The sequence below is a fragment of the Kitasatospora griseola genome, assembly GCF_014648555.1.
GTDB lineage: Bacteria > Actinomycetota > Actinomycetes > Streptomycetales > Streptomycetaceae > Kitasatospora > Kitasatospora griseola.
This window is the reverse complement of record NZ_BMRI01000037.1, coordinates 15952-37917: the sequence shown is the minus strand read 5'-3', so window position 1 is coordinate 37917 and position 21966 is coordinate 15952. Positions and strand designations below refer to the sequence as shown.

The following is a 21966-nucleotide window of genomic DNA, read 5'->3' as shown; positions in this document are numbered from 1 at the left end:
AGTACGACACCGTGACGGTGCAGGTCCGGCACGGGCTCGAAGCGGTCGACATCCTCCGCCTGCGGCGTGCCTGCGGGGCCGTCCAGCAGAGCTCCGGCGGCTCGGCCATCGCCTTCCTCGTCCCGGCCGGCACCGCGCTGCGCTGGCACCTGCCCGGTTCGACCTGTACCCCGGGGGCCGACCTGCTCCCGCCCACCGACCCGTGCTGGATCATCCCGCCCGGCGGCCCCCAGCACTGCGTCCGCCCCACCGATGCCTGGGTGCTCCGCTCGGCCCTCTGCGAAGCCGCCACCACCCTCACCGCGGGCGGGCTCGGCCCGCTCTGAGCAGGTCCGTGCAAATGCCTGGCCATGCTTGACGGGCACTCATATAGTGTGCGGCACGCGCGACTTGGGGGATGATGCGAGTGTCTCAGAACGTTCCCGGGCAAGTGCCGCAGACACCACCGCCGACACCACCGGCACCGCCGCCGGTACCGCCTCAGGTACCGCCGAGGCCGGCCTTCCGGCCGGGGCAGATCGAGCTCCGGATCGACCGCCGGACGCTGTGGATCGGCCAGGCCGCCTATCCGTTGGACAACATCGCCCGGGTGTTCCCCGTGGTCCTGAACCCCCGGTACGGGGAGGCCTTCGCGCGCTTCGGCCGACGGGTCGCCATCACCGTGACCGTGGCGTTCGTGCTGGCTGCCATGGGGAACCTGTCCATCCAGCTGACCGGGTCGTCCTCGTCGAGGCAGGACAGCTCCTCCTCGCTCACCGGGACGGTGGTGACGTTCTCGCTGATCGTCCTGGCCGTCCACGTCATCAACCTGCTCCAGGTGGTGCTGCAGAAGCCGCAGCACGCGGTTGCCATCGAGACCAACGGCACCTCGGTCGCCCTGGTCACGGCACCCGACGCCCAGCGCCGGCTGGCCCTGACCGTGCAGCTCGCCGCGGCTATCGACAACCCAGGGGCCGCCACCCTCGCCCTCCACGTGGACACCCTGTCGATCAACCCGGCGCACTACTACTTCGGCGACACGGTCAACGTCCACGGCACCGGCAACGTCGGAAGGATCAACACGTGAGCGGCGAGCAGCACTTCTACCTCGGCAACGTCACCAACGTCAGCGGCAGCGGGAACATCGGCTCGGTCAACTTCGGCGGCACCGCGCAGCCGGGGCCCGAGCAGCTCGCCCTGCTCCGCACTCTGGTCGCCGACCTGCGGCAGCACGTCCCGGGGCCGGAAGGACAGCAGCTGGACCAGACGCTCACCGACCTCGACCCGGCGAGCGCCCCGGACGGGGAGACCGCGGACCAGCGCGGAGCGCGGTTGAACCGGGCGCTGGAGACCGCGCGGCGGGTCGCCGAGACGGCGCGCAGCCTGGGACCCGGGGTGGTCGAGCTGGCCAATCGGATCATTGGGATGGCGTCGGGGGCCTGAGGGTTCCGCCCGGGCGGTGGGCCGGTGGGCTGTGCTTGGGCGGCGGGCTGTGTTCGGTACGCGGCGCTTGGTGCGCTGCGGGCCGCGGTCTGCGGGTGGTGGGCGGTGTGCGGTCGCTGGGTGTGGCCGCCGGGTGCGGTCGCTGCGGGCGGGGTTCGGGTGATCATCGGATAATGGGCGCATGGGCCGCTCACGTACCACCCCCGCCCCCGCCGTCCCCGGCCGCATGCACACCGAGGGCCCGCTGACCGCGACGGTCGCCTCCGGCACCGCCGAACTGCGCCCCGACCGCGACCGGCCGCACGCCTGGCAGCTCGTCCTCGACGGCGCCCCGCAGTCGCTGGTCGACCTCGCCGACCCGACCCACCTCGGGTTCGAGTACCAGCGGCGGATCGGTCACCTGATCGACCTCGCCGCCCCCGCGCGCCAGCCGATCTCGGTGCTCCATCTCGGCGGCGGCGCGCTCACCCTGGCCCGCTACACGGCCGTCACCCGGCCGCGCTCCCGGCAGCAGGTCGCCGAGATCGACACCGCGCTCACCGAGCTGGTCCGCACCGAACTGCCGCTCGACCGCGGCTGGCAGATCCGGGTCCGCGGCGGCGACGCCCGCGCCGTCCTGGAACGCACCCCCGAGGGCTCCACCGACCTGGTGATTGCCGACGTCTTCGCCGGAGCCCGGGTCCCGGCCCACTGCGCCACCGTCGAGTTCGCCCAGCTTGCCGCGCGGGCCCTCACGGCCACCGGCCGCTACACCGCCAACATCACCGACGGCGGCCAACTCGCCTTCGCCCGTGCCCAGGCCGCGACCCTGCTGGCCGTCTTCCCCGAGGTCTGCCTGATCGCCGACCCTGCCGTCCTGCGCGGCAAGCGCTTCGGCAACCTCGTCCTGGCCGCCGCCCACACCCCCCTCCCGCTCACCGACCTCACCCGCCGCCTGGCCGCCGACCCCGCCCAGGCCCGTCTGCTCCATGCCCGCGACCTCACCGACTTCCTCGCCGGCGCAACCCCCGTCCCCGACGCCCAGGCCGTCCAGTCCCCGCCTCCGCCCCCGAAGGCCTTCGGCTGACCTGCGGGACGAGCGGTCAGCGCAGCAGCACGGCCAGGTCGAGTTCGAGTCGGAACGGTTCGGTGAGTGCGGTGCTCTCGCCGGGCTGGACGGTGCGGTCGACGTAGTCGCCGTCGGACAGGCGTCCGAGGTGGAGGCGCGGTGCGGGGGCGAGGTCGAGACGCCAGTAGTGCGGGATGCCCGCCGCCGCGTAGAGGCCGGGCTTCGTCCTGCGGTCGATGACGCTGGTGGACGGGGAGGCGATCTCGACGGCCACGACGACGTCGTCCGCATGCAGGGTGGAACCGGCCTCGGCGGCTGCGGCGGCGTCGACGACGACCAGGTCGGGGATCAGCAGGCCGTCCGGGACGAGGACGTTGACCGCCGGCAGTGCCTCGAACGGTGCGTCGGTGGCCGTAAGGGCCGAGGCCAGCAGCGCACCGAGGCGGGTGGCGGCCCGCTGGTGCGGGACGTCGGGGTGTGGGGTCAGCAGCAGGGATCCGCCGACCAGTTCGATGCGCCGGTGGGTGTCCTCGGGCAGGGCGAGCAGGTCTTCGACCGTCCACGGGCCGGGGCGGGCGGGGAGCGCCGGGTGCATGGGGTCAGTGCCCGCCCGGGAGGCCGCGGTGCTTGTAGGTGGCGGCGGCAGTGAGGAGGAGGCCCGCGGCGATGGGGAGCAGGACGGCGGCGGTGGAGTCGCCGTCGTCGGGGTCGGCGGGGTCGGCTGCGGTGAGGGCGAGGGGGGCGTCGCCCTCGGGGGTGGGGGTGGAGGGCGGGGGGAGCCGGTCGGGCGTGGTGGTGGTGAGGTTGTCGACGTGCCGGCGGGACGGGAGTGGGGTGGCCGGGTCGGGTGCCGGGTCGGCGGGGGTGCTGGGGGCCGAGGTCCGGGCTGCGGGTTTGCCGGGACGGCCTTCGGCGGGGCCGGAGCGGGAGGCGCGGTCCTCGGTGCGGTCCTGCGAGGGGATGGCGGAGAGCAGGCGGGCGGCGATGGCGAAGGCGTCGGGGCCGTCGGCCTGCTGGCCGGGGAGCGGGAGTTCACCGGTGCCGAGGTGCTGCTGAATCACGGTGCCGAGTTCGCCGACCGCACCGTCCAGGGTCGGCCCGGTGCTGCCGAGCAGCCCGCTCTCGTCGGCGGGGGAGCCCGGACCGAGGGTGCGGGCGCGGGTGGTGGGGCCGGCCCGGCCGCTCTCGGCGGCCTGGGCGTCGGAAGTGCCGAGGGCCAGGCCCAGCAGCTGGACGGCGAGTATCCCGCTCGCCGCCAGCGCCCCGGGCCGGCCCCACCGGTGCCGAGGGGTGTCCGAACGTCGCAGCCGTTTCGCATGGTTGGTTCGCACACCAGGGGACAACGAGCCGGGCCCCCGGCAGTCACGCCCGTCGCTCACACTCCGTCACATCGGGTGGAGGGCGGGGGTCAGTCGAGCCCCCCGCGCCGGATCACCCCCGTGTACCAGTGGGCACTGGACTTGGGGGTGCGCCGCTGGGTCCCGTAGTCGACGTGCACGATGCCGAAGCGCTTGTCGTAGCCGTACGCCCACTCGAAGTTGTCCATCAGCGACCAGAGGTAGTAGCCGCGGACGTCCGCCCCGGCGGCGATCGCGTCGGCCACCGCCGACAGGTGCAGCCGGAGGTAGCGGATCCGCTCCGGGTCGTCGACCCGGCCGTCCGGGCCGACCACGTCCTCGAAGGCGGCGCCGTTCTCGGTGACCATCAGCGGCAGGCCGAAGTCGCGGTGCATGCCGATCAGCGACTCGGACAGGCCGGTGGCGTCGATCGGCCAGCCCATCGCGGTGACGTCGTCGTTGGCGAGGTGGAAGACCACGTCCTCGGCGCCGGGCCAGGGGCTGTGCGCGCTGTCGCCGTGGCCGTCGAAGCGGGCGGGCCCGCCGGTGTCCTCGGGATTCTCGACGGGAGCCTTCTGCGGGGCCGAGACGACCGTCGGGTTGTAGTAGTTGAGGCCGAGCAGGTCGATCGGCCGGCCGATCTCGGCCTCGTCGCCGGGTCGGACCAGTTCGTCCCAGTCGACGATCGAGGCGGTGTCGGCGATCAGGTCCGCCGGGTAGCCGCCGCCGAACATGGGGCCGGTCCAGATCCGGTTGCCGACGGCCTCGATCCGGCGGGCCGCCTCCAGGTCCTCGGGGCGGTCGGTGAGCGGGCGGACCAGGTGCAGGTTGAGCGAGACGCCGATCTGCGCGGAGGCGGGCAGCAGTTCGCGCAGCGCGCCGACGGCCAGGCCGTGGCCGAGGTTGAGGTGGTGGGCGGCCCTGAGGGCGTCCGCCGGGCTGGTGCGGCCGGGCGCGTGCACGCCGGAGCCGTAGCCCAGGAAGGCGCTGCACCAGGGCTCGTTGAGGGTGGTCCAGAGCGGGACCCGGTCGCCGAGCGCACGGGCGGCGATCGACGCGTACTCGGCGAAGCGGTGGGCGGTCTCGCGGATCGGCCAGCCGCCGGCCTGCTCCAGGTCCTCCGGGAGGTCCCAGTGGTAGAGGGTGGCGACGGGGGAGATGCCGTGCTCCAGCAGGGTGTCCACCAGGGCCCGGTAGAAGTCGAGTCCGCGTTCCACGGCGGGGCCGCGGCCGGTCGGCTGGATCCGCGGCCAGGAGAGCGAGAACCGGTACGAGGTGAGGCCGAGGTCGGCCATCAGCCGGACGTCCTCGCGGAAGCGGTGGTAGTGGTCCACCGCGATGTCGCCGGTGTCGCCGTTCGCGACCTTCCCGGGGGTGCGGCTGAAGGTGTCCCAGATGGAGGGGGTGCGGCCGTCCTCGGCGACGGCGCCCTCGATCTGGTAGGCCGCGGTGGCGGCGCCCCAGGCGAAGCCGGACGGGAAGGCGACCCGGGGGGCCGCGGCGGCGGCGTGGGAGGCGGTGGTCGGATCGGTCATGGTCATACGGGAGCGCTCCCATGGCTGAGGAGTGGACAGGGCGGGGTCTTCCGGAGGGTCAGCTCTTGACGGCGCCGGACGTGATCCCGCCGACAATGTGCTTCCCCAGAACGGCGAAGATCAGTAGCAGCGGCAGGGTGCCGACCAACGCGCCGGTCATGATCACGGCCTGGTTGATGTCGTGGCCCGAGCCGCCGCCGATCGCCGAGAGCGCGACCTGCACGGTCGGGTTCTGCTGGGTGAGGACCACGAAGGGCCAGAAGAAGTCGTTCCAGGACTGGACGAACACCAGCATGCCGAGCACCGCCATCGCGGGCCGGGCCACCGGGAACACCACGTGCCAGATGATCCGCAGGCTGTGCGCGCCGTCCACCCGGGCCGCCTCGATCAGCTCGAACGGCAGTGCCTCGGACAGGAATTGACGCATGAAGAAGACACCGAACGCGGCCACCAGCGAGGGCAGGATCACCGACTGCAGGTGGTTGCCCCAGTCCAGCTCGGTGATGATCCGGTACAGCGGGATCACGCTGAGCTGCGGCGGGACGGTCATGGTGGCGACCACCAGGGTGAGCAGCGCGTTCCGGCCGCGGAAGCGCAGCTTGGCGAAGGCGAAGCCGGCCAGCGTGGAGAACAGCACCGTGGACAGCGCCACACAGCCCGCCACCACGGTGGAGTTCAGCAGCGCGGTGCCCATCTCGGCCTGCTCCCAGGCGGTGGAGACGTTGGTCCACAGCTGACCTCCGGGCACCATCGGCGGCGGTGACTGGGCCACCCGCTCGCCGGTGTTCGAGGCCGCGACGAAGGTCCAGTACAGCGGGAACAGCGAGATCACCGCGGCGACGGCAAGCAGCAGGTAGGCGACCGGGCCGGCCTTGTCGTGCTCGCCGGCCCGGCGGCGGAACAGGCCGCGCGGACGTTCCCGCTCGGTGGGCCGGGCGCTGCCGGCGGTGGGGGTGGACAGGGTGGCGGCCATGTCAGCCTCCCAGCTCGTGGCGCTTGCGGTAACGGGTGATCAGGAACTGCACCAGGCCGACCAGCAGCAGGAGCAGCAGCATCGTCCAGGCCACCGCCGAGGCGCGACCCAATTGGCGTGACGGCCAACCCAGTTCGTACATGTACAGGCTGAGCGTCTGGAACTGGTGGGCGGAGCCGCCGGAGACCCCCACCCCGCCGCCGAACAGCAGCGGCTCGCCGAACAGCTGGGTCGCGCCGATGCTGGAGACGATGATCGTGAACAGGATGGTCGGCCGGATCGACGGGACGGTGATCCGGGTGAACTGCTGCCAGCGGTTGGCCCCGTCCAGACTTGCCGCCTCGTACAGGTCCTTCGGCACCGCCTGCATCGCGGCCAGGTAGATCAGCGCGTTGTAGCCGGTCCAGCGCCAGGTCACGATGGCGGAGATGGCGATCTGCGAGGGCCAGGTGTCGGCGTACCAGTTGGTGTGGTGGATGCCGACCGCGTCCAGCGCCCAGTTGATGAACCCGTAGTCCGGGTTGAACAGTTGGACGAACACCAGGGTCGCGGCGGCGATCGAGGTGGCGTACGGGGCGAGGATCGCGACCCGGAAGAAACCGCGGGCCCGCATCCGGTAGTTCAGCAGGTGGGCGAGCCCCAGCGCCATCAGCAGCTGCGGGACGGTGGAGATCACCCCGATCGTGAAGGTGTTGCGCAGCGCCGTCCAGAACTGGTCGTTGGACCACAGCCGGGTGTAGTTGCCGAGGCCCTTCCACTCCATCACGTCGGGCTTCAGCAGGTCGACGTAGTGCAGCGACAGCCAGCCCGTCCAGATCAGCGGGAACAGGCCGAAGGCGGCGAAGCAGAGGAAGAACGGGGCGATGAAGGCGTACGGGGAGGCCTTCAGGTCGAACCGGTACAGGCGGGAGCGCCAGGCGGGGCGCGCCGGGGCGACGGACGCGGCCTCGGCGCGGACGTTGGTGGCCACTTGGGGTTTCCTTCCCGGAGGTGGCGAGGGGGCGGCGGAACGGCGCCCGGCCGGGTGGGCGGACCCGGCCGGGCAGTTGGGATCGGTCACCGGCGGACGGCGGGCCGCCGACGCCTCGGTCGGTGGCCGACGGCGGGGCGTCCGCCCTGGTCATCGGCGGTCGGCGGGGCGCTGTCGGCCGCAGGGGCGGTCGGCGGCGGGGGCGTCGGGCCCCGGTCAGTGGCTGACAGCGGGGGTGCCGGCTCCGGTCAGTGGCCGACCTTGTCGTCGACCAGCTTGGTGACGTTGCTCCAGGCCTTGGCCGGGTCGGTGCCGTGCTCCTCGATGTCGAGGACGCCGTTGTCGGTGATGATCGTCTTCACGTTGCCGTCCTGCTCACCGATCGGCGCCGGCTTGATGGACTGCGCGGACGCGGCGAAGATCTGGCCGGTCGGGGCGTTGTTCAGGTACTCCGCCTTGGCGCCCTGGACGGCGGACTGCTGCAGGCCGCCCACGGTGGACGGCAGGTTGCCGACCTTGGTGAAGACCTTCGCCTGCTGCTCCGGGGCGGTCAGCCAGGCAGCCAGCGCGGCGGCCTCCTTGGTGTGCTTGCCGGCCTTCGGTACGGTCAGGAACGCGCCGCCCCAGTTGCCGGCGGCCGGCGGGGCCGCGACGTCCCACTTGCCCTTGCCGGAGTCGCCGGAGTACTTGCTGATGATGCCGGTCATCCAGGACGGGCAGACCACGGTGGCGAACTTGGCGTTCGCGAAGGCGGCGTTCCACGGGTCCTGGAACTGGCGCAGACCGGCGCTGATCTTGGCCTGCGAGGCGGAGACCGCCAGGTCCCAGGCCTTCTTGACGCCCGGGCTGTCCTTGTAGACCAACTTGCCGCCGGCGTCCGAGTACTGCACCGGCTCGGCCGACAGCGCGGCGTTGAACAGGCCGGAGGCGGAGTCGGTGAAGAACGTGCCCGCCGGGGCCGTCGACTGGTAGGTCTTGCCCGCCTCGACGAACTTCGACCAGTCGCCCGCCCACAGCTTGCCGACCTCGGCGCGGTCGGTGGGCAGGCCGGCCTGCTGGAACAGGTCGGAGCGGTAGCAGATCGCCATCGGGCCGATGTCGGTGCCCAGGCCGATCAGCGCACCCTTCGCGGTGGTGGCCTGCTTCGTCTTCCAGTCCAGCCAGTTGCCCGGGTTGACGCCTTCGGCCTTGCCGAGGTCCACGAACTTGTCGCCGAGGGTGCCGGTGGCCTGCGCGATGTAGCCGACCTCGACCGCCTGGATGTCGGACAGACCGCTGCCGGACGCCAGGTGGGTGGTCAGCGCGTCCCAGTACTTCTGGCCGTCCTGGACGGTGTCGTACTTGATCGTGACGTTCGGGTGCGCGGCCATGTACTCGTCGTACAGGCCGGCCTCCTTGTAGCCGAAGGTGCCGAAGTCGCCGACGGTCAGGGTGATCTTCGCGTTGGCGTCGCTCGAACCGCTGCCGCCGCTGTCCGAGCCGGACGAGCAGCCCGTGAGCAGCAGGGCGGAGGTGGCCACCGCCGCGGTGGCGAGGACGACGGCTCTGCGGGGGTGGGAGGTGGTGCGCATGGGGGCGAACTCCTTTGTCCGGGTGGTGATCCGGGTCTTCCGGGGTGGAGCGGAGAGGTTCAGGGATGTTCTCTGTGCGCCGAATGTTGGCTACAGTGTGGGAGCGCTCCCACAATTGGCATGCCGGAAGGTTGCTGGGTCGCGGGGGTGAGTGTCAAGACGTGGTGACGCAAACGTTGCCGGAGTGTTTCCGGCGTCGGGGCTCCGTCGGGCGGCGCGGTGGTGACGGTGTCGGCGTCGGGGCTGCGGCGGTGGCTGCGGGTTTCTCGACGGTGGGTCGGTGCCGGGATTCGGGCTGCCCGGGGGGTGGACGCGGGTTGCCCAGGGGGCGGGCGTGGGTTGCCCGGGGCTTGGGGTGCGGTCCGCCCCGGATGCTTGTGGGCGGCTCGGGACCGGCCACAATGAACCTTCCGCACTGGGGTGGGAGGCCCGGCCGGAACCGGTGCCGACCGTCCCGTCCCGCCCCGTTCGTTTCGTCCGCCCCGTCCCATCCGTCACAGAGATCGAGAGGTGCAGCGATGAGCCCGACTGCACAGCGCCCCGAGGCGCCCCACCCGGGTGCCGGGGGCAGAGCCGCCGCGCGCCCCACCCTGGAGGAGGTGGCCGCGCTGGCCGGCGTCGGCCGCGGCACCGTCTCCCGGGTCGTCAACGGCTCGCCCCGGGTCAGCGCCAAGGCCCGCGAGGCCGTCCAGAACGCCATCGCCGAACTCGGCTACGTTCCCAACCGGGCCGCCCGCACGCTGGTCACCTCGCGCACCGACTCCATCGCGCTGGTCGTCCCCGAGGCCGAGACCCGGCTGTTCTCGGAGCCGTACTTCTCCGACATCATCAGCGGCGTCTCGGCCGAACTCGCCGAGACCGACCTGCAGTTGCTGCTGATCCTGGTCCGCAACCAGCGCGAGCGCGAACGCCTCTCGGCCTACCTGACCGCCCAGCGGGTCGACGGCGTCCTGGTGGTGTCGGTGCACCGCGACGACCCGCTGCCCGCCCTGCTGGAGAGCCTGGAGATCCCGTCCGTGCTGGCCGGCCGGCGCGGCGACCTCGAACCGCTCAGCTACGTCCACGCCGACAACGCCGGCGGCGCCCGGATGGCTGTCCGGCACCTGCTGCGTCGCGGCTGCCGCCAGGTCGCCACCCTCACCGGCCCGCTGGACATGGAGGTCGCCCAGGCCCGCCTCGGCGGCTACCGCCGGGCCCTGGAGGAGGCCGGGCACCCCTACGACGAGGAACTGGTCGGCCTGGCGGACTTCACCGAGGAGGGCGGCCGGAACGCGATGCGCGAGCTCCTGGAGCGGCGGCCCGACCTGGACGGCGTCTTCTGCGCGTCCGACGTGATGGCGGCCGGCGCCATGCAGGTGCTGCGGGCCGCCGGCCGACGGATCCCCGACGACGTCGCGGTGATCGGCTTCGACGACTCGATCGTGGCCCGGCACACCGATCCGCCGATGACCAGCGTGCGCCAGCCGATCGAGGAGATGGGGCGCACGATGGTGCGGCTGCTGCTGGACGAGATCGCCGAACGCGGCCGGGCGCGGCGGCAGGTGGTGCTGGCGACGGAGCTGATCGTCCGGGATTCGGCCTGAGGGCTGCCGAGGTGCTGCGTCGTTGCGCGCGGGCGGGGCCGGTGCGGGATGAGGGGTGCGGCTGTCGCGTGGGCGGGTCCGGTGCGGGGTGCTGGGCTGTCGCGCGGGCGGATCCGGTGCGGTGCGGTGCGCGGGGTGCTGGGCTCGGGCCCGTGCTCGGTGTGCTGGTTCCGGGCCCGAGATTCCGGCGTGGGTCAGGAGTTGGGGCGGAGCGTCCAGACGATCTCCAGCACGCCGGTGACGGCGCCGTCCTCGCGGGTGATCTCCACGGTGATCGGGAACTCGGGGCGCTTGCCCTCGTCCAGCTCGGCGAGCACCTCGGCGACCGGGCGACCCAGCGTGGCCGTGGCCGTCACCACGCCGCGGGCGAGCTTCTTGAACGAGATCTCGCCGACCGTGGGCAGCGGCACCGCGCGGCCCAGCTGGTCGCCGAACGCGGCCAGCACGATCGCACCGCTCGCCGACTCGGCCAGCGTGAACATCGCCCCCGCGTGCGGTCCGCCCACGTGGTTGCGGTACTCCGGCAGGTCGGGCAGCCGCAGCACGGCCCGCTCCGGAGTGGTCTCCAGGTACTCCAGCTGCAGGGTCTTCACCATCGGGACGGTGTCGGTGAGCAGCTGGCCGATCGCAGTAGTGGTCATGGGGCCGATGTTACTGACAGGTAGCTTCGACGTCCATGGCGGAACGGGTCGTCGTTCGCGCTGATCTCCCGTCAGGTGTGCGGGTGGACGCTTCGGGCTCGGTGCTCACGGCTCGGTGTTCATGGCTCGGCGCACGCGGCTCTGCGTGCGTGGCTCCGCGTGTGTGGCTCCGCGTTCCGCGTGCGAGCCGGTTCGAATCGGGGCTCCGGTTTGGGGCGGACGCGGCGGCAGGTGCGTGCGGAGACGCAAAAAGAGCCCTGGCCAATTCCCTTGGCCAGGGCCCTTCTTCGATGGGGTGAGCGACGGGACTCGAACCCGCGGCCACCTGGACCACAACCAGGTGCTCTACCAACTGAGCTACGCCCACCATCTGTCCGGCGCTTTCCCGCTTCCGCGTTCCCGCTCCGACAGGAAGAACTCTACAGGATGCCGAGGGGTGCTCGTGCCAGGGTTTTCCCGGCGGTCCGGACCCGAGCCCTGATCAGGTGGTGGGCACCTGGTGGCGGGCGGCGATCTCCCGGGCGGTGTCGGTGTCCGGACCGGGCTGCGGGACGAACACCGTCTCGCGGTAGTACCGGAGTTCGGCGATCGATTCGCGGATGTCCGCCAGCGCGCGGTGGCTGCCGCCCTTCTGCGGGCTGTTGTAGTAGGCGCGCGGGTACCAGCGGCGGGCGAGCTCCTTGATCGAGGAGACGTCCACGATCCGGTAGTGCAGGTGGCCCTCCAGCTCCGGCATGTCCCGGGACAGGAAGCCGCGGTCGGTGGCCACCGAGTTGCCGCACAGCGGCGTCTTGCCGGCCTCCGGCACGTGCTTGCGGATGTACGCCAGCACCTGCTCCTGTGCCTCGGCCATGGTCAGGCCGTCCGCGAGCTCGTCGAGCAGACCCGAGGCGGTGTGCATCTCCCGCACCACCTCGGGCATGTTCTCCAGCGCCTCGGCGGGCGGGCGGATGATCACATCCACGCCTTCGCCGAGCACGTTCAGCTCGGAGTCGGTCACCAGGGCGGCGACCTCGATCAGGGCGTCCCGATCGAGGTCGAGGCCGGTCATCTCACAGTCGATCCATACCAAACGGTCATTCACGCCCCTCACCCTACGGCGCGATCACGCGCCCCCGACACCGCACGCGCCCCGTCCGGGCCGAAGTCCGCCGTCCCGCGCGCCCTGCGCTCCGGCTCGGTCTCCGGACGTACCGACTGCCGACCGCGCGCGCTCGGCTGTTGGCTGTCCGGGTCCTCCGCGATCGCGTGCTCCACTGGACGGTCGGCACGCTCCGGACCGTTGGCACGGTCAGCCGGGGTCGAGCCGCGACCGCCCGGGTACACCGCACTGGGCCGCACCGGCTGGCCGGGCGACGGCTGCGCGTGCGCATGCGCGGGCGGAGGGCCCTGGTGGGCACTCGGGTACGGGACGCCGGACTGCCCGTTCGGGACGCCGCCCGGGTGGCCCGGCTGCGCCGCACCCGCGCCGCCACCGGTGGGGCGGACGCCGTACCGGGGGTCGCCCGGACGTTCCGGCACCCGCGAACCGAACGCCCCCGCCTGCGGACCGGCCTGCGGCGGCACAAGCGGCCGCTGCCGCGGACGCCCCGCCGCACCACTCGCACCGGGACCGCTCGCCGGGGTCTGGCCGTGCGTCACCCCGATGTTCCCGGACGGGCCCTGGGCCTGCTGCCCGTGCCCGCCCTGACCCGTCGCCGGACCACCCGGCGCACCGGTGATCCGCTCGGCCGGAACGCCCGGCGAGGGCATCGCCGAGTTGCCGACCACCGGACGGCGGGCCCGGAAGGTGGTCCGGTACGCGGCCGGGGAGACACCGAGCTGGCGGCGGAAGTGACCGCGCAGCGCCACCGGCGAACGGAAGCCGCAGCGGCGGGCCACGTCGTCCACCGACAGGTCGGAGGTCTCCAGCAGCCGCTGCGCCTGCAGCACCCGCTGAGTGATCAGCCACTGCAGCGGGGCGCTGCCGGTGAGCGTGCGGAACCGGCGGTCGAAGGTGCGCCGCGACATGTAGGCGCGGGCCGCCAGGACCTCGACGTCGAACTGCTGGTTGAGGTTCTCCAACGCCCAGGTGACCACCTCGGCCAGCGGGTCGTTGCCGATCTCTTCAGGTAAAGACTGATCGATGTACTGGGCCTGACCTCCGCCACCGCGCCGGTTGGGCACCACCAGCCTTCGGGCGAGCGCGTTGGCCGCCTCCGCGCCGTGGTCGCTGCGGACCACGTGCAGGCAGAGGTCGATGCCGGCCGCGGTGCCGGCGGAGGTCAGCACGTCGCCGTCGTCCACGAACAGTTCGCGCGGATCGACGTGGACCCGCGGGTACCGCTTGGCCAGCGTCGGCGCGTACATCCAGTGGGTGGTCGCCGGGCGCCCGTCGAGCAGCCCGGCCGCGGCCAGGACGAAGGCACCGGTGCAGAGGCCGATGATCCGGGCCCCCTCGTGGTGGGCCTTGCGCAGGGCGGCGATGGCCTCGACCGGCGGCGGCTGAGAGATCGACCGCCAGGCGGGCACCACGATGGTGCCGGCCCGGGACAGCGCCTCCAGCCCGTAAGGTGCGGTGAGGGTGAGGCCGCCGGTGGTGGTCAGCGGTCCCTCCTCGCCGGCGCACACCAACAGACGGTAACGGGGGACCCCGGCGTCCTGGCGGTCCACGCCGAACACCGACAGCGGGATCGAACTCTCGAAGATCGGCGCCCCGCTGAACAGCAGCACCGCCACCGTCTCGCGCCGCCGGCGCCCCGCCAGCTTGCGCGGCGCGCCCAGCAGACCCGGGCCGGCGGCGGTGAGGGTGTCGGAGCCGACTCCGGCGCCCATGGCGGAGGAGCTGGAAGGGCCGTTGGCGAGGTTGCCGTGACCGGCGACGGTGGACGTGGGCTGCGGGGCCGGAGTCGTGGTGTACTGACCGGACGTCAATGCCGCGTTACCACCATGAAACTGACTGACCGTCGAACCAGAACCGAGTGAACCGGCCGACGTGCCAGCGAACTTGCCGAGTCTTGCGCCGCCACCGGGAAGGCCCGACGGCTGACGGCCGCCTTCAGGACCCGCGTCGCTCCTACTCACCCTGCTCAAGGCGCTCCAGCCCCCTCGGTGGTGTGGTGGTCTCGGCTGCCGCTCTGCGAGCCAAGATCGAATCTACTTGGTGGACCGTTGCCGTTGTGACAAGTTCACCATCCGACGCTATGTCGACATGGCAATTTGGCGTGAAGCATTCGATCACGAAGCGTGGCACCCGTCGACCCCGCTGTGAAGGGGGCGCGGACAACCGTGGCTGGTTGTCGCACGACCTGCTCGTGATTCACCCACCAGCGACGCACCCGCCGGCCGCTGTGTGCTGCGGCTTTGTCCGAAGGGTGGGTCGGGCCCGCAAGTTGGCTGAAAACATGCGGTTCAAATCAGGGGCGTGAACATACCTTCTGCGCGCCACAGCGCACACCTGAGCCAAGACTCCCGCGCCCCGTCAGCCCCTTGGCCCAACTCGAACTGGCCATCTCCGAACGCCTCCCACCTCACAATCCGTCACTTCGCACCCCTTGTGTCCCTCCTGTCACATCAGCCCCAGTAGTCCCACCTGTCCCACCGTCACCATCGGCCAGCCGCCCCGTCCGGTGCCCCACGCCGCCGCACATTCGTCCGAATCCGGCCCCTCCCGGACGTGCCGCTCACGCCCTCGCCGCCGGCCCCTCGCCGCCCGCGCCGTCCTCGCCGACCGAGGGTGGGGGAGGGCCGTGCGAGCTGCGTGGGCGCGGGGTGTCCAACTCGCGCAGGGGAGAGCTGTGTTGAACGCACGCAGGGTGTGATGCCGGGCGAATGCGCCGCCGGTCTCACGTGCGGGCCGTCGCCGGCGCGGCTTGGTCGGCGTGACAACTCGACGTTCTCTGCCGAAAGTTCGGGTGTCCCCGGGGTGGCCTTCGGGTGCCGCTCCGGCGGACCTAGGCGACGGGTGGCAGGGCCGGCGGCCGAACGGGCTGGGTGGCAGACGATGTGCCGATCGATGCGCCGACCGTTGTGGCGGGCTGGGCGGCGGGAGCGGTGACCGGTCCGAGGCGGGTCAGCGGCACGGCCCGGGTGAACGATGCGGACTGGGCGAAGGGCGGCCTCGGCCCGTTCGCGGTGGGCGAGGGTGCCAGCCTGGAGGCCGGCACGGCGATGCGAGTGCGGGGCGGGCGCTTGCGACCGGACGCCGTCGCGGCAGCGAAGTGCCGGGCGGTGTTGGGTCGTTCGGCCGCGCCGAGGACGAGGCGCACCGCGTCCGGAAGGCTCGGCGCGCTGACCGTCGGACGGTAGCCCCGTTCGGCCCAGGGACGACCGTGGTGCAGCCAGACACTGCGGAGCCCCGTTGCCTCCGCTCCCGCGATGTCGGACGGGCCGTAGTCGCCGACCATCCAGGTCTGCGCGGTCCAGTCTCCCGCCGGGCGGAACCCGCAGCGACGGGCGGCGATTTCGAAGATCAACGGATCCGGCTTGATGCAGCGGGCCTCCTCGGAGATGACCCAGCCGTCCACCATGGCGGCCAGCCCGGTGAGTCGGATCTTCTCCAACTGGGGCAGCGTCCCCCCGTTGCTGACGATCCCCAGCGTCCACCCCTCCTCGCGGGCCGCGCGTAACGCGCTCGCATGCGAATCCGGGCAGGCGATATGGGAGTTGATGCTGCGGCGGTAGTGCTCGAGCATCGAATCGATCGACCGATCGATGCCGTAGCGACGCTTCGCCGCGCCCAGTACGGTGCTGCGCGGCACGTAGCCGCTGCCGTCGAGCATGACCAACCAGTCGAGGTCGCTTGCAGGCAGGCCGTTCTCGGCGAGGAAGTCTTCCGCCCAGGCTCTGAACGCGGCATCCCTGGGCAGCAAGGTGTTGTCGAGGTCGAGCAGGAGCAGCGGCATGTCGAGCATGCTGCCAGTGGGCGCCTCGTATGCATGTGGCAATTGCCAAAGGCGAATCGAATTCCCACGAATTGGCCGAATCCATCTGCTACGCACCCAACTCGGGCCATGATCGCCCGAATGCGCCCCTCGCGCCCCGCCAACTGCCCTTCGCAGCTCGGCCCGACCGTTCACCCGCACCGTCCTCGGGCAGCGACGATCTCTGGCGATGACAGTCGGATCACGTTGTGTGCCTGCCCTGTTGCGCGCACTGCGGATCGTCGGTCAAGCTCCATGGAACCCGCCGCAGAAGGGGCGCACACGCCGGCGTGTGATTCCCCCACAAGCGGGAACCTTGTCGTACCGAGGGCTTCGCCGCTGGGTGCGGCCCATTCCGCGCCGTACTCTGAAAGGCACAGGTCGCCAACGGTGGTAGTCGTTTCCGAACGGTCCGCCGCCTCGGTCGTGCCTTTCCCCGGGCCAGGGCGGTCCGCCGCCGTGTCCCCCTGTGCATTCCTCTCCCGGTTGAAGAGTTTTGAGCCATGGCTGGTCGAGATCCTTCCGGTTCTGCCCACGGCAGTTCGCGGGACGACAGTTCCCCTGCCGAGCTCCTCGGCGCCCCGCCGGGAGCCGACTCGGCACGCCGCCCCGACGCCGACGCCACCGGGGACGGAGCTGTCCGTGGAGGCGGCGGAGAGTGCCGTGAAAACGGGCGTGGAGGCGACCGTGGAGACGCACGCGGGTGCGACTCCGCAGACGGCCCCGACGGTGGACGCCATGGCGTTGAGGACGCGCCCGACTGTTCCGTCCGCATGGAACACTCCGATCGGACGGGCCACTCCGACCGGGCAGGCGACTCGAGCCGTTCTGGTTGGGCGAGTTGGACGTCTTGGGCGGGTCGGGCGGCTCCAACCGGGCGCGCCGGCATGTTCGGACGTCCCGCCCGCCCCCGAGGTTCGGACCGGCCCGAGCCGGACGACCCGAGACACTCGACCCCTGCCACTCCAGGCGCGGCGGCGGATCCTGCCGTCGCCCCACAACCCGGCACTGCGGAGGACGCGATGACCGACAGCTCCCGTCCGACCGTCGGCCGCCGCGATGGCGATGGCGAACCACAGCTCCAGGAGCACGGCTCCCGCGCATGCGACCCGCAGTTCCAGCACGGTGTGGTGGTCGGCTTCGACGGCTCGCTCTCCAGCGAACGCGCCCTGGCCTACGCCGTCGGCATGGCCCGCCGCTCCCAGTGCGGACTGGTGATCGTCCACGTCGCCAACCGGCTCCCCGCCACGGTCTGGGCCGGTTGCGAACCGCCCGTCTTCGTGGACCTCCCCGACCAGCGCACCGAGATCCTCGGCCTCGAACTCGCCTGCGCGGACTTCCTCTCCGGCGTCCCCTGGATTCTGGTCGAACGCGGCGGGGACATCTGCCACGAGATCGAAGAGGTCGGCCGCGAGTACGCCGCGGACGCCATCGTGGTCGGCAGCACCCACGGGCTGCTCGGGAAGATCTTCGGCTCGGTCTCCGGCCGCCTCGCCCGCCGCGCGAACCGTCCGGTCATCGTCATCCCCTGACCGGGCCGACCGGCCGGCCCGCGCGCCTGTGCTCGCCTCGGCTTTGCGCTGTCCGTCCCGGTGCCATCTCCCGGTTCCGCTCCGTTGTTCCCGCTTTCCCGGACCCATTTTCCGAGCCTATTTCCCGGCCTCCTCCGCCCCTGTGCTCCCGCCCGACGTCCCTGCGCGGTGGTCGGATCATGGCCGGATGCGGGCGGGAGGAACCGGCCACCCGCGGCTCGGGGCGACGCGCGGAGGTGGGCCGTTCGGCGCTCGGATGCGGCCGAACGAGTCGTTCAAACGCTGCAGCGTGAGTCATATCAGCTGCCGAACCGGAGCATGGTGAACCATTCGTAGGTGATCCATCGTCATATCGGCCTACTGGCGGCCAGATGGTGTTCGGGCACGGCGACCGCCGCCCGTCGCCCCATGCCGCCCTTACTCGGAGCTGCCCTGCTGGTGCCGACCGTCCTCGCGACCTGGGCGTCGGAACCCGGTACCACCCGGGGTGGGGAAGTGGGCGAGGTGCTGACCCTGAGCGTCAGCACCAACACCAGCACCGACCTCAACGTGCGGCTCCGCGCCGACGAGGTGGCCAGCCGGACCTACCATCTCGTCAACCACGCCGACTATCAGCTCACTGATCTCGTGCTGAAGGACCCTCAACTCCCGGGCGGACAGGCCCAATGTGACGCCGGTCGAAGCATCCCGCCTGGTGGCAGCATCGACTGCACCGCCTCCTTCACCGCCCTGGGCGGATCGCAGGCCGCCCAGGCCACTGCGATCGCCGATGCCCCGAACCGACTGCCGCAGGCCCACGTGGATGCACCCGTCGGCTACCAGGGCATCACTGCAGGCCTTCGCCTCACCCGGGTGGGATCACCCACCGGTTCGGGCGTGTCCCGGTCCCGAAGGGCCATCCCGGAGGCGGTGCCGCCCGCCGGTACCCGTCGCACTGCGCCGAGAGCGCTGACCGCAGTCGCGGGGACTCTTGAACTCTGGTACTACCTGGAGGCGTTCGGTGATGTCCCGATCACCGACATCTCGGTGGTCGAGGGGTTGCCCGATGTGGGAGCAGTGACCTGCTCCGGCCCCGATGCCGGCCGCACCCTCGCCCCCGGACAGGGGGTCGACTGTCAGGCCGCCGGGACCGCTCTCCCGGGCCACCAGACCGGTACGGTGCGCGCCGACGGCTTGGCGGACGATGCCACCGTCGGACCGGACGGCAGCCGCCAAGCGCCGCGCCACGTGTTCGCTGACGCGCCCGGAGCCTATGACGGACTCAGTCCGACCCCTCCCGCCGCCGCAACGCCTCCACCCGGAACAACGGGCGGAGGAGTCGCTCCCGGCGCGGTCCCAGGCAGCGGTGCCGGTACGGGCACTGGGACCGGCGCGGGCACGGCTACCGGCACCGGTGCCGGAGGCGGCACCGGGACGGTGGCAGGAGTCGGTGCGGGCGCGGTCGGTGCTCCTGGTGCTGCCGCTCCCGGAGCTGCGGCCCCTGGAGTCGCTGCCCCCGGTGCCGCCCCTGGAGTTGCCGCCCTTGGCGCCGGGGGCGTGGGCGCGGCTGTTGGAGCGGCAGCCGCAGCGGGGCTGCTCCCCGTACCCGTCCCAGCCGGCGGGGCTGCCGCGGCCGCACCGGGGCTGCTGCCCGGTGTCCCGGCTCCCGGGCAGGCCGCAGCAGCGGCTCCCGCAGGCTTGCTGCTGACGCCCTTCCTGCCGGGGGCAGCACCAGCGTTGGTCCCCGGTGGGACGGTCTTCGCGCTGCCGGGCTCGCCCTTTGCGGCGCCAGGGGTGATCGGCACTTCAACCGGGCCTGGCGGCAGCCTGATTGGGGTCGGGACAGCCAGCCCGGGCCGGGGACTGGCGAGCAGTGGGACGACGGTGCTCGGGCCGACTTCGAGCGCGACTGCCGGACGGAGTGAGGGGGCGAGTTCCGGAGCGGGGGCGTCCGGCGGTGGTGGGTCATCGGGCGGGCAGGCGCAGGCCCAGCCCGGGGCGGAGGACTGGACGCCCGAGGAAGGGGAGGACAACGCGTGGGACATCACCGAGGTGATGATGCTGCTGTTGGCGATCCTCCTTCCTGTGCTGTGCGTGCTGGCGGCGGCGTTCTCCGTCCGGGGTCGGTGGAGGCAGTGAGCGCGCGCGAAGAGATGATCCGACCGGCTGGCGATGGACCCGTAACCGACCTGATGATGTCCGGGGTTGTCGATGGCGCAACTGTTGTCGAGTCAAGGAACGATGAACCGCGGGCGGGAGCGCGAAGCCTGCGGCTGCTGGTACCGGCCCACGGCAGGCTCGGCGCGAGGCTGGTGACGCGGTTGGGTGCGAGGCCCGGCGCGGGGGCGAGCCTCCGCGGCGGCGGGAACAGGTGGTGCCGATGCTGATCGTCGCGATCGCCGCCGTCTCGGGTGCGGCGCTCGCGCTGGTGATCGGTCTACTGCTTGGGCGGACCAGTCGGGCGCGGGAGGGGTCCACGACACCGCAAGCGCTGTCCTTTGCCGGGGCGGCGATCCTCGGTTTCTTCGCGCTCTTCCTGGGATTCAGCATCGCCGGCACCTGGCAGCAGTTGAACTCCGCGCGTCAGCACACCTACGAGGAGTCGCGGGCTCTCGCGGAGGCCTATTGGAACGCGGGCGGTCTGCCGGCCGCCGACCGGTCACTGGTGCGGGATCGGCTGCGGAACTACACCAGGGTGGTGATCGACGACGAGTGGGCGACGATGCAGCACGACACCGGCAGCCAGGCCGCCTGGCAGGCGGCCGACGAGGTGCGGGCCGCGGTCGATCACGCCGCGGTGCAGACTCCGGCGGAGACGAGTGCACGGACCGATGTGCTGCACAGCCTGTCCGACGTCAACGCCAAACGGAACGCGCGGCTGGGTGATATTCGTGCGTCCGTGCCGGTGGTGGCGATCGGTGGCCTGCTCGTGGGCGCGGTGTTCGTCCTCGCCACGCCGTCGGTGATCGGCCTGATGGCCAACACACGGAATCTGATGTTGATGTGCTTCGTGGGTGCCTCCGTGGCGTTCGGGGTGAGCATGGTGGCGGTGATGAGCGGGCCGTTCTCCGGCGCGGTGCGGATCGAACCGACTGCGTTCCAACTGGCGTTGGAGCGCTACGACCAGATCGACACCGACGCCAGGACGCCGGCACTGCCGCCGTTCCAGCCTTGGCCGACGCACTGACCTGCGGGTGGTCCGGGACGCGGCGGTCCGGACACTCCGGCAGGCAGTGATCCGTCAGCAGGGCTGTGTCAGCGCGTGGTTCAGGAGTTGACGCCGAGTTCGCGCGCGATCAGCATCCGCTGGACCTCGGAGGTGCCCTCGCCGATCTCCAGAATCTTGCAGTCGCGCCAGAACCTGGCGACCGGGTACTCGTTCATGAAGCCGTAGCCACCGTGGATCTGGGTCGCTTCGCGCGCGTTGTCGACCGCGGCCTCGGAGGCGAACAGCTTGGCAATGGCTGCCTCCTTCTTGAAGGGCTCGGAGTGCAGCAGCCGGGAGGCGGCGTCCCGCCAGGCCAGGCGGGAGGTGTGTGCGCGCATCTCCATGTCGGCGAGCTTGAACTGGATGACCTGGTTGGCGCCGATCGGCCGGCCGAAGGCGCGACGAGTGGCGGCGTAGGACAGGGACTGGTCGACGCACCCCTGGGCCAGGCCGGTGGCCAGGGCCGCGATGGCGATGCGGCCCTCGTCGAGGATGCGAAGGAACTGGGCGTAGCCGCGGCCCTGGCGACCAAGCAGGTTGGCCGCGGGCACTCGGCAGTCGGTGAAGGACAGTTCGCGGGTGTCGGAGGCGTTCCACCCGACCTTCGAGTACTTCTTCGACACCTGGAACCCGGGAGTTCCAGTGGGGACGATAATGGAGGAGATTTCCCTCGTGGGCGAGTGATTTACGCCCTCGTCACTCGAATGTGCGATCGGTTCGGTCAGTGCGGTGACGGTCACCAGCCCGGTGATATCGGTGCCGGAATTGGTGATGAAGCACTTGCTTCCGTTGATCACCCACTCGTCGGTGGCCGCGTCGTAGCGCGCGGTGGTGCGAGTCCCGCCGGCGTCCGTGCCGCCCTCGGGCTCGGTCAGGCCGAACGCGCCGAGCATCTGGCCGGACGTCAACTTCGGCAGCCACTCGCGCTTCTGCTCCTCGGTGCCGAAGAGGTGGATCGGCATGGCGCCGAGCGAGACCGCGGCCTCCAGCGTGATCGCCACCGAGGAGTCGACCCGGGCCAGTTCCTCCAGGGCCAGGCAGAGCGCGAAATAGTCGCCGCCCATGCCGCCGTACTCCTCGGGGAAGGGCAGGCCGAACAGGCCCATCCGGCCCATTTCCCGAATGATTTCGTACGGGAATTCATTCTGCTCGTAGTATTCGCCGATCTTCGGCGCAACTACATCGTTGGCAAACTCCGCGACGGTGCGCCGGAGTTCCTCGTAGTCACTGCTCAGCCGGTGGTCGAGCACGGGTGATCCTCCCGGG

Annotated in this window: 17 protein-coding genes, 1 tRNA gene and 1 pseudogene; 7 read left to right on the top strand and 12 right to left on the bottom strand. The window is 71.6% G+C overall.

The window, feature by feature from the left end:
- From IEZ12_RS31315 to IEZ12_RS31300, 4 genes are all read left to right on the top strand, one after another.
- Positions 1-326, top strand: a 326-nt coding sequence (locus IEZ12_RS31315) for a hypothetical protein (protein ID WP_229848371.1), incomplete at its 5' end; no start/stop codon positions are given.
- Between the two features lie 71 nt (positions 327-397).
- A complete protein-coding gene (locus tag IEZ12_RS31310; protein ID WP_308431098.1) occupies positions 398-1066 on the top strand; it encodes a DUF6232 family protein in 669 nt (222 codons plus the stop codon).
- The gene (locus IEZ12_RS31305) at positions 1063-1422 is read left to right on the top strand and encodes a hypothetical protein (protein WP_189276874.1); all 360 of its coding nucleotides are present in this window, start codon (positions 1063-1065) and stop codon (positions 1420-1422) included. Before IEZ12_RS31310 ends, IEZ12_RS31305 begins: the two co-directional genes overlap by 4 nt.
- A 181-nt stretch (positions 1423-1603) precedes the next feature.
- On the top strand, positions 1604-2488 hold the full coding sequence (locus IEZ12_RS31300) for a spermidine synthase (RefSeq protein WP_189276872.1): 885 nt from the start codon (positions 1604-1606) through the stop codon (positions 2486-2488).
- Positions 2489-2504: 16 nt separating this feature from the next.
- Here the strand turns inward: IEZ12_RS31300 and IEZ12_RS31295 are convergent, their stop codons facing one another.
- The 6 genes from IEZ12_RS31295 to IEZ12_RS31270 form a co-directional block, all read right to left on the bottom strand.
- Positions 2505-3065: a Uma2 family endonuclease gene (locus IEZ12_RS31295; protein ID WP_189276870.1), complete on the bottom strand. Its 561-nt coding sequence runs from the start codon at positions 3063-3065 to the stop codon at positions 2505-2507.
- Positions 3066-3069: 4 nt separating this feature from the next.
- The gene (locus tag IEZ12_RS31290; RefSeq protein WP_189276868.1) at positions 3070-3801 is read right to left on the bottom strand and encodes a hypothetical protein; all 732 of its coding nucleotides are present in this window, start codon (positions 3799-3801) and stop codon (positions 3070-3072) included.
- 77 nt (positions 3802-3878) lie between these two features.
- Positions 3879-5348, bottom strand: coding sequence for a glycoside hydrolase family 1 protein (locus IEZ12_RS31285; RefSeq protein WP_373295550.1), 1470 nt, complete (start codon positions 5346-5348; stop codon positions 3879-3881).
- A 52-nt stretch (positions 5349-5400) separates the two neighbouring features.
- Positions 5401-6315 carry a carbohydrate ABC transporter permease gene (locus IEZ12_RS31280; protein ID WP_189276864.1) on the bottom strand — a complete coding sequence of 305 codons (915 nt, stop codon included), beginning with the start codon at positions 6313-6315 and terminating at the stop codon, positions 5401-5403.
- Between the two features lies 1 nt (position 6316).
- A complete protein-coding gene (locus tag IEZ12_RS31275) occupies positions 6317-7285 on the bottom strand; it encodes a carbohydrate ABC transporter permease (protein ID WP_189276863.1) in 969 nt (322 codons plus the stop codon).
- A 248-nt stretch (positions 7286-7533) separates the two neighbouring features.
- Positions 7534-8856, bottom strand: coding sequence for an ABC transporter substrate-binding protein (locus IEZ12_RS31270; RefSeq protein WP_189276860.1), 1323 nt, complete (start codon positions 8854-8856; stop codon positions 7534-7536).
- A 518-nt stretch (positions 8857-9374) separates the two neighbouring features.
- Here IEZ12_RS31270 and IEZ12_RS31265 point away from each other — a divergent pair.
- Positions 9375-10439 carry a LacI family DNA-binding transcriptional regulator gene (locus tag IEZ12_RS31265; RefSeq protein ID WP_100588692.1) on the top strand — a complete coding sequence of 355 codons (1065 nt, stop codon included), beginning with the start codon at positions 9375-9377 and terminating at the stop codon, positions 10437-10439.
- A gap of 194 nt (positions 10440-10633) precedes the next feature.
- On the opposite strand, the gene IEZ12_RS31260 is transcribed toward IEZ12_RS31265, so the two are convergent.
- The 5 genes and pseudogenes from IEZ12_RS31260 to IEZ12_RS31240 all read right to left on the bottom strand — a co-directional run bounded on the left by IEZ12_RS31260 (position 10634) and on the right by IEZ12_RS31240 (position 15972).
- Complete coding sequence (locus IEZ12_RS31260) at positions 10634-11080, bottom strand: DUF4442 domain-containing protein (RefSeq protein ID WP_043914047.1); 447 nt, start codon at positions 11078-11080, stop codon at positions 10634-10636.
- A gap of 291 nt (positions 11081-11371) precedes the next feature.
- Positions 11372-11447, bottom strand: a tRNA-His gene (locus IEZ12_RS31255).
- A gap of 114 nt (positions 11448-11561) precedes the next feature.
- Positions 11562-12164: an oligoribonuclease gene (gene orn, locus IEZ12_RS31250; protein WP_043914045.1), complete on the bottom strand. Its 603-nt coding sequence runs from the start codon at positions 12162-12164 to the stop codon at positions 11562-11564.
- A 572-nt stretch (positions 12165-12736) separates the two neighbouring features.
- A pseudogene (locus IEZ12_RS39420) lies at positions 12737-13894 on the bottom strand (helix-turn-helix domain-containing protein); the annotation flags it as partial.
- Between the two features lie 1118 nt (positions 13895-15012).
- The gene (locus tag IEZ12_RS31240; protein WP_189276856.1) at positions 15013-15972 is read right to left on the bottom strand and encodes an HAD family hydrolase; all 960 of its coding nucleotides are present in this window, start codon (positions 15970-15972) and stop codon (positions 15013-15015) included.
- 1031 nt (positions 15973-17003) lie between these two features.
- Between IEZ12_RS31240 and IEZ12_RS31235 the strand changes: the two genes are divergently transcribed.
- Positions 17004-17513, top strand: coding sequence for a universal stress protein (locus IEZ12_RS31235; protein ID WP_043914044.1), 510 nt, complete (start codon positions 17004-17006; stop codon positions 17511-17513).
- Positions 17514-19872: 2359 nt separating this feature from the next.
- Positions 19873-20679: a bestrophin-like domain gene (locus IEZ12_RS31230; protein ID WP_189276854.1), complete on the top strand. Its 807-nt coding sequence runs from the start codon at positions 19873-19875 to the stop codon at positions 20677-20679.
- An 80-nt stretch (positions 20680-20759) separates the two neighbouring features.
- Here IEZ12_RS31230 and IEZ12_RS31225 read toward each other — a convergent pair whose 3' ends face one another.
- Positions 20760-21950: an acyl-CoA dehydrogenase family protein gene (locus IEZ12_RS31225; protein ID WP_043914037.1), complete on the bottom strand. Its 1191-nt coding sequence runs from the start codon at positions 21948-21950 to the stop codon at positions 20760-20762.
- Positions 21951-21966: the final 16 nt, after the last annotated feature.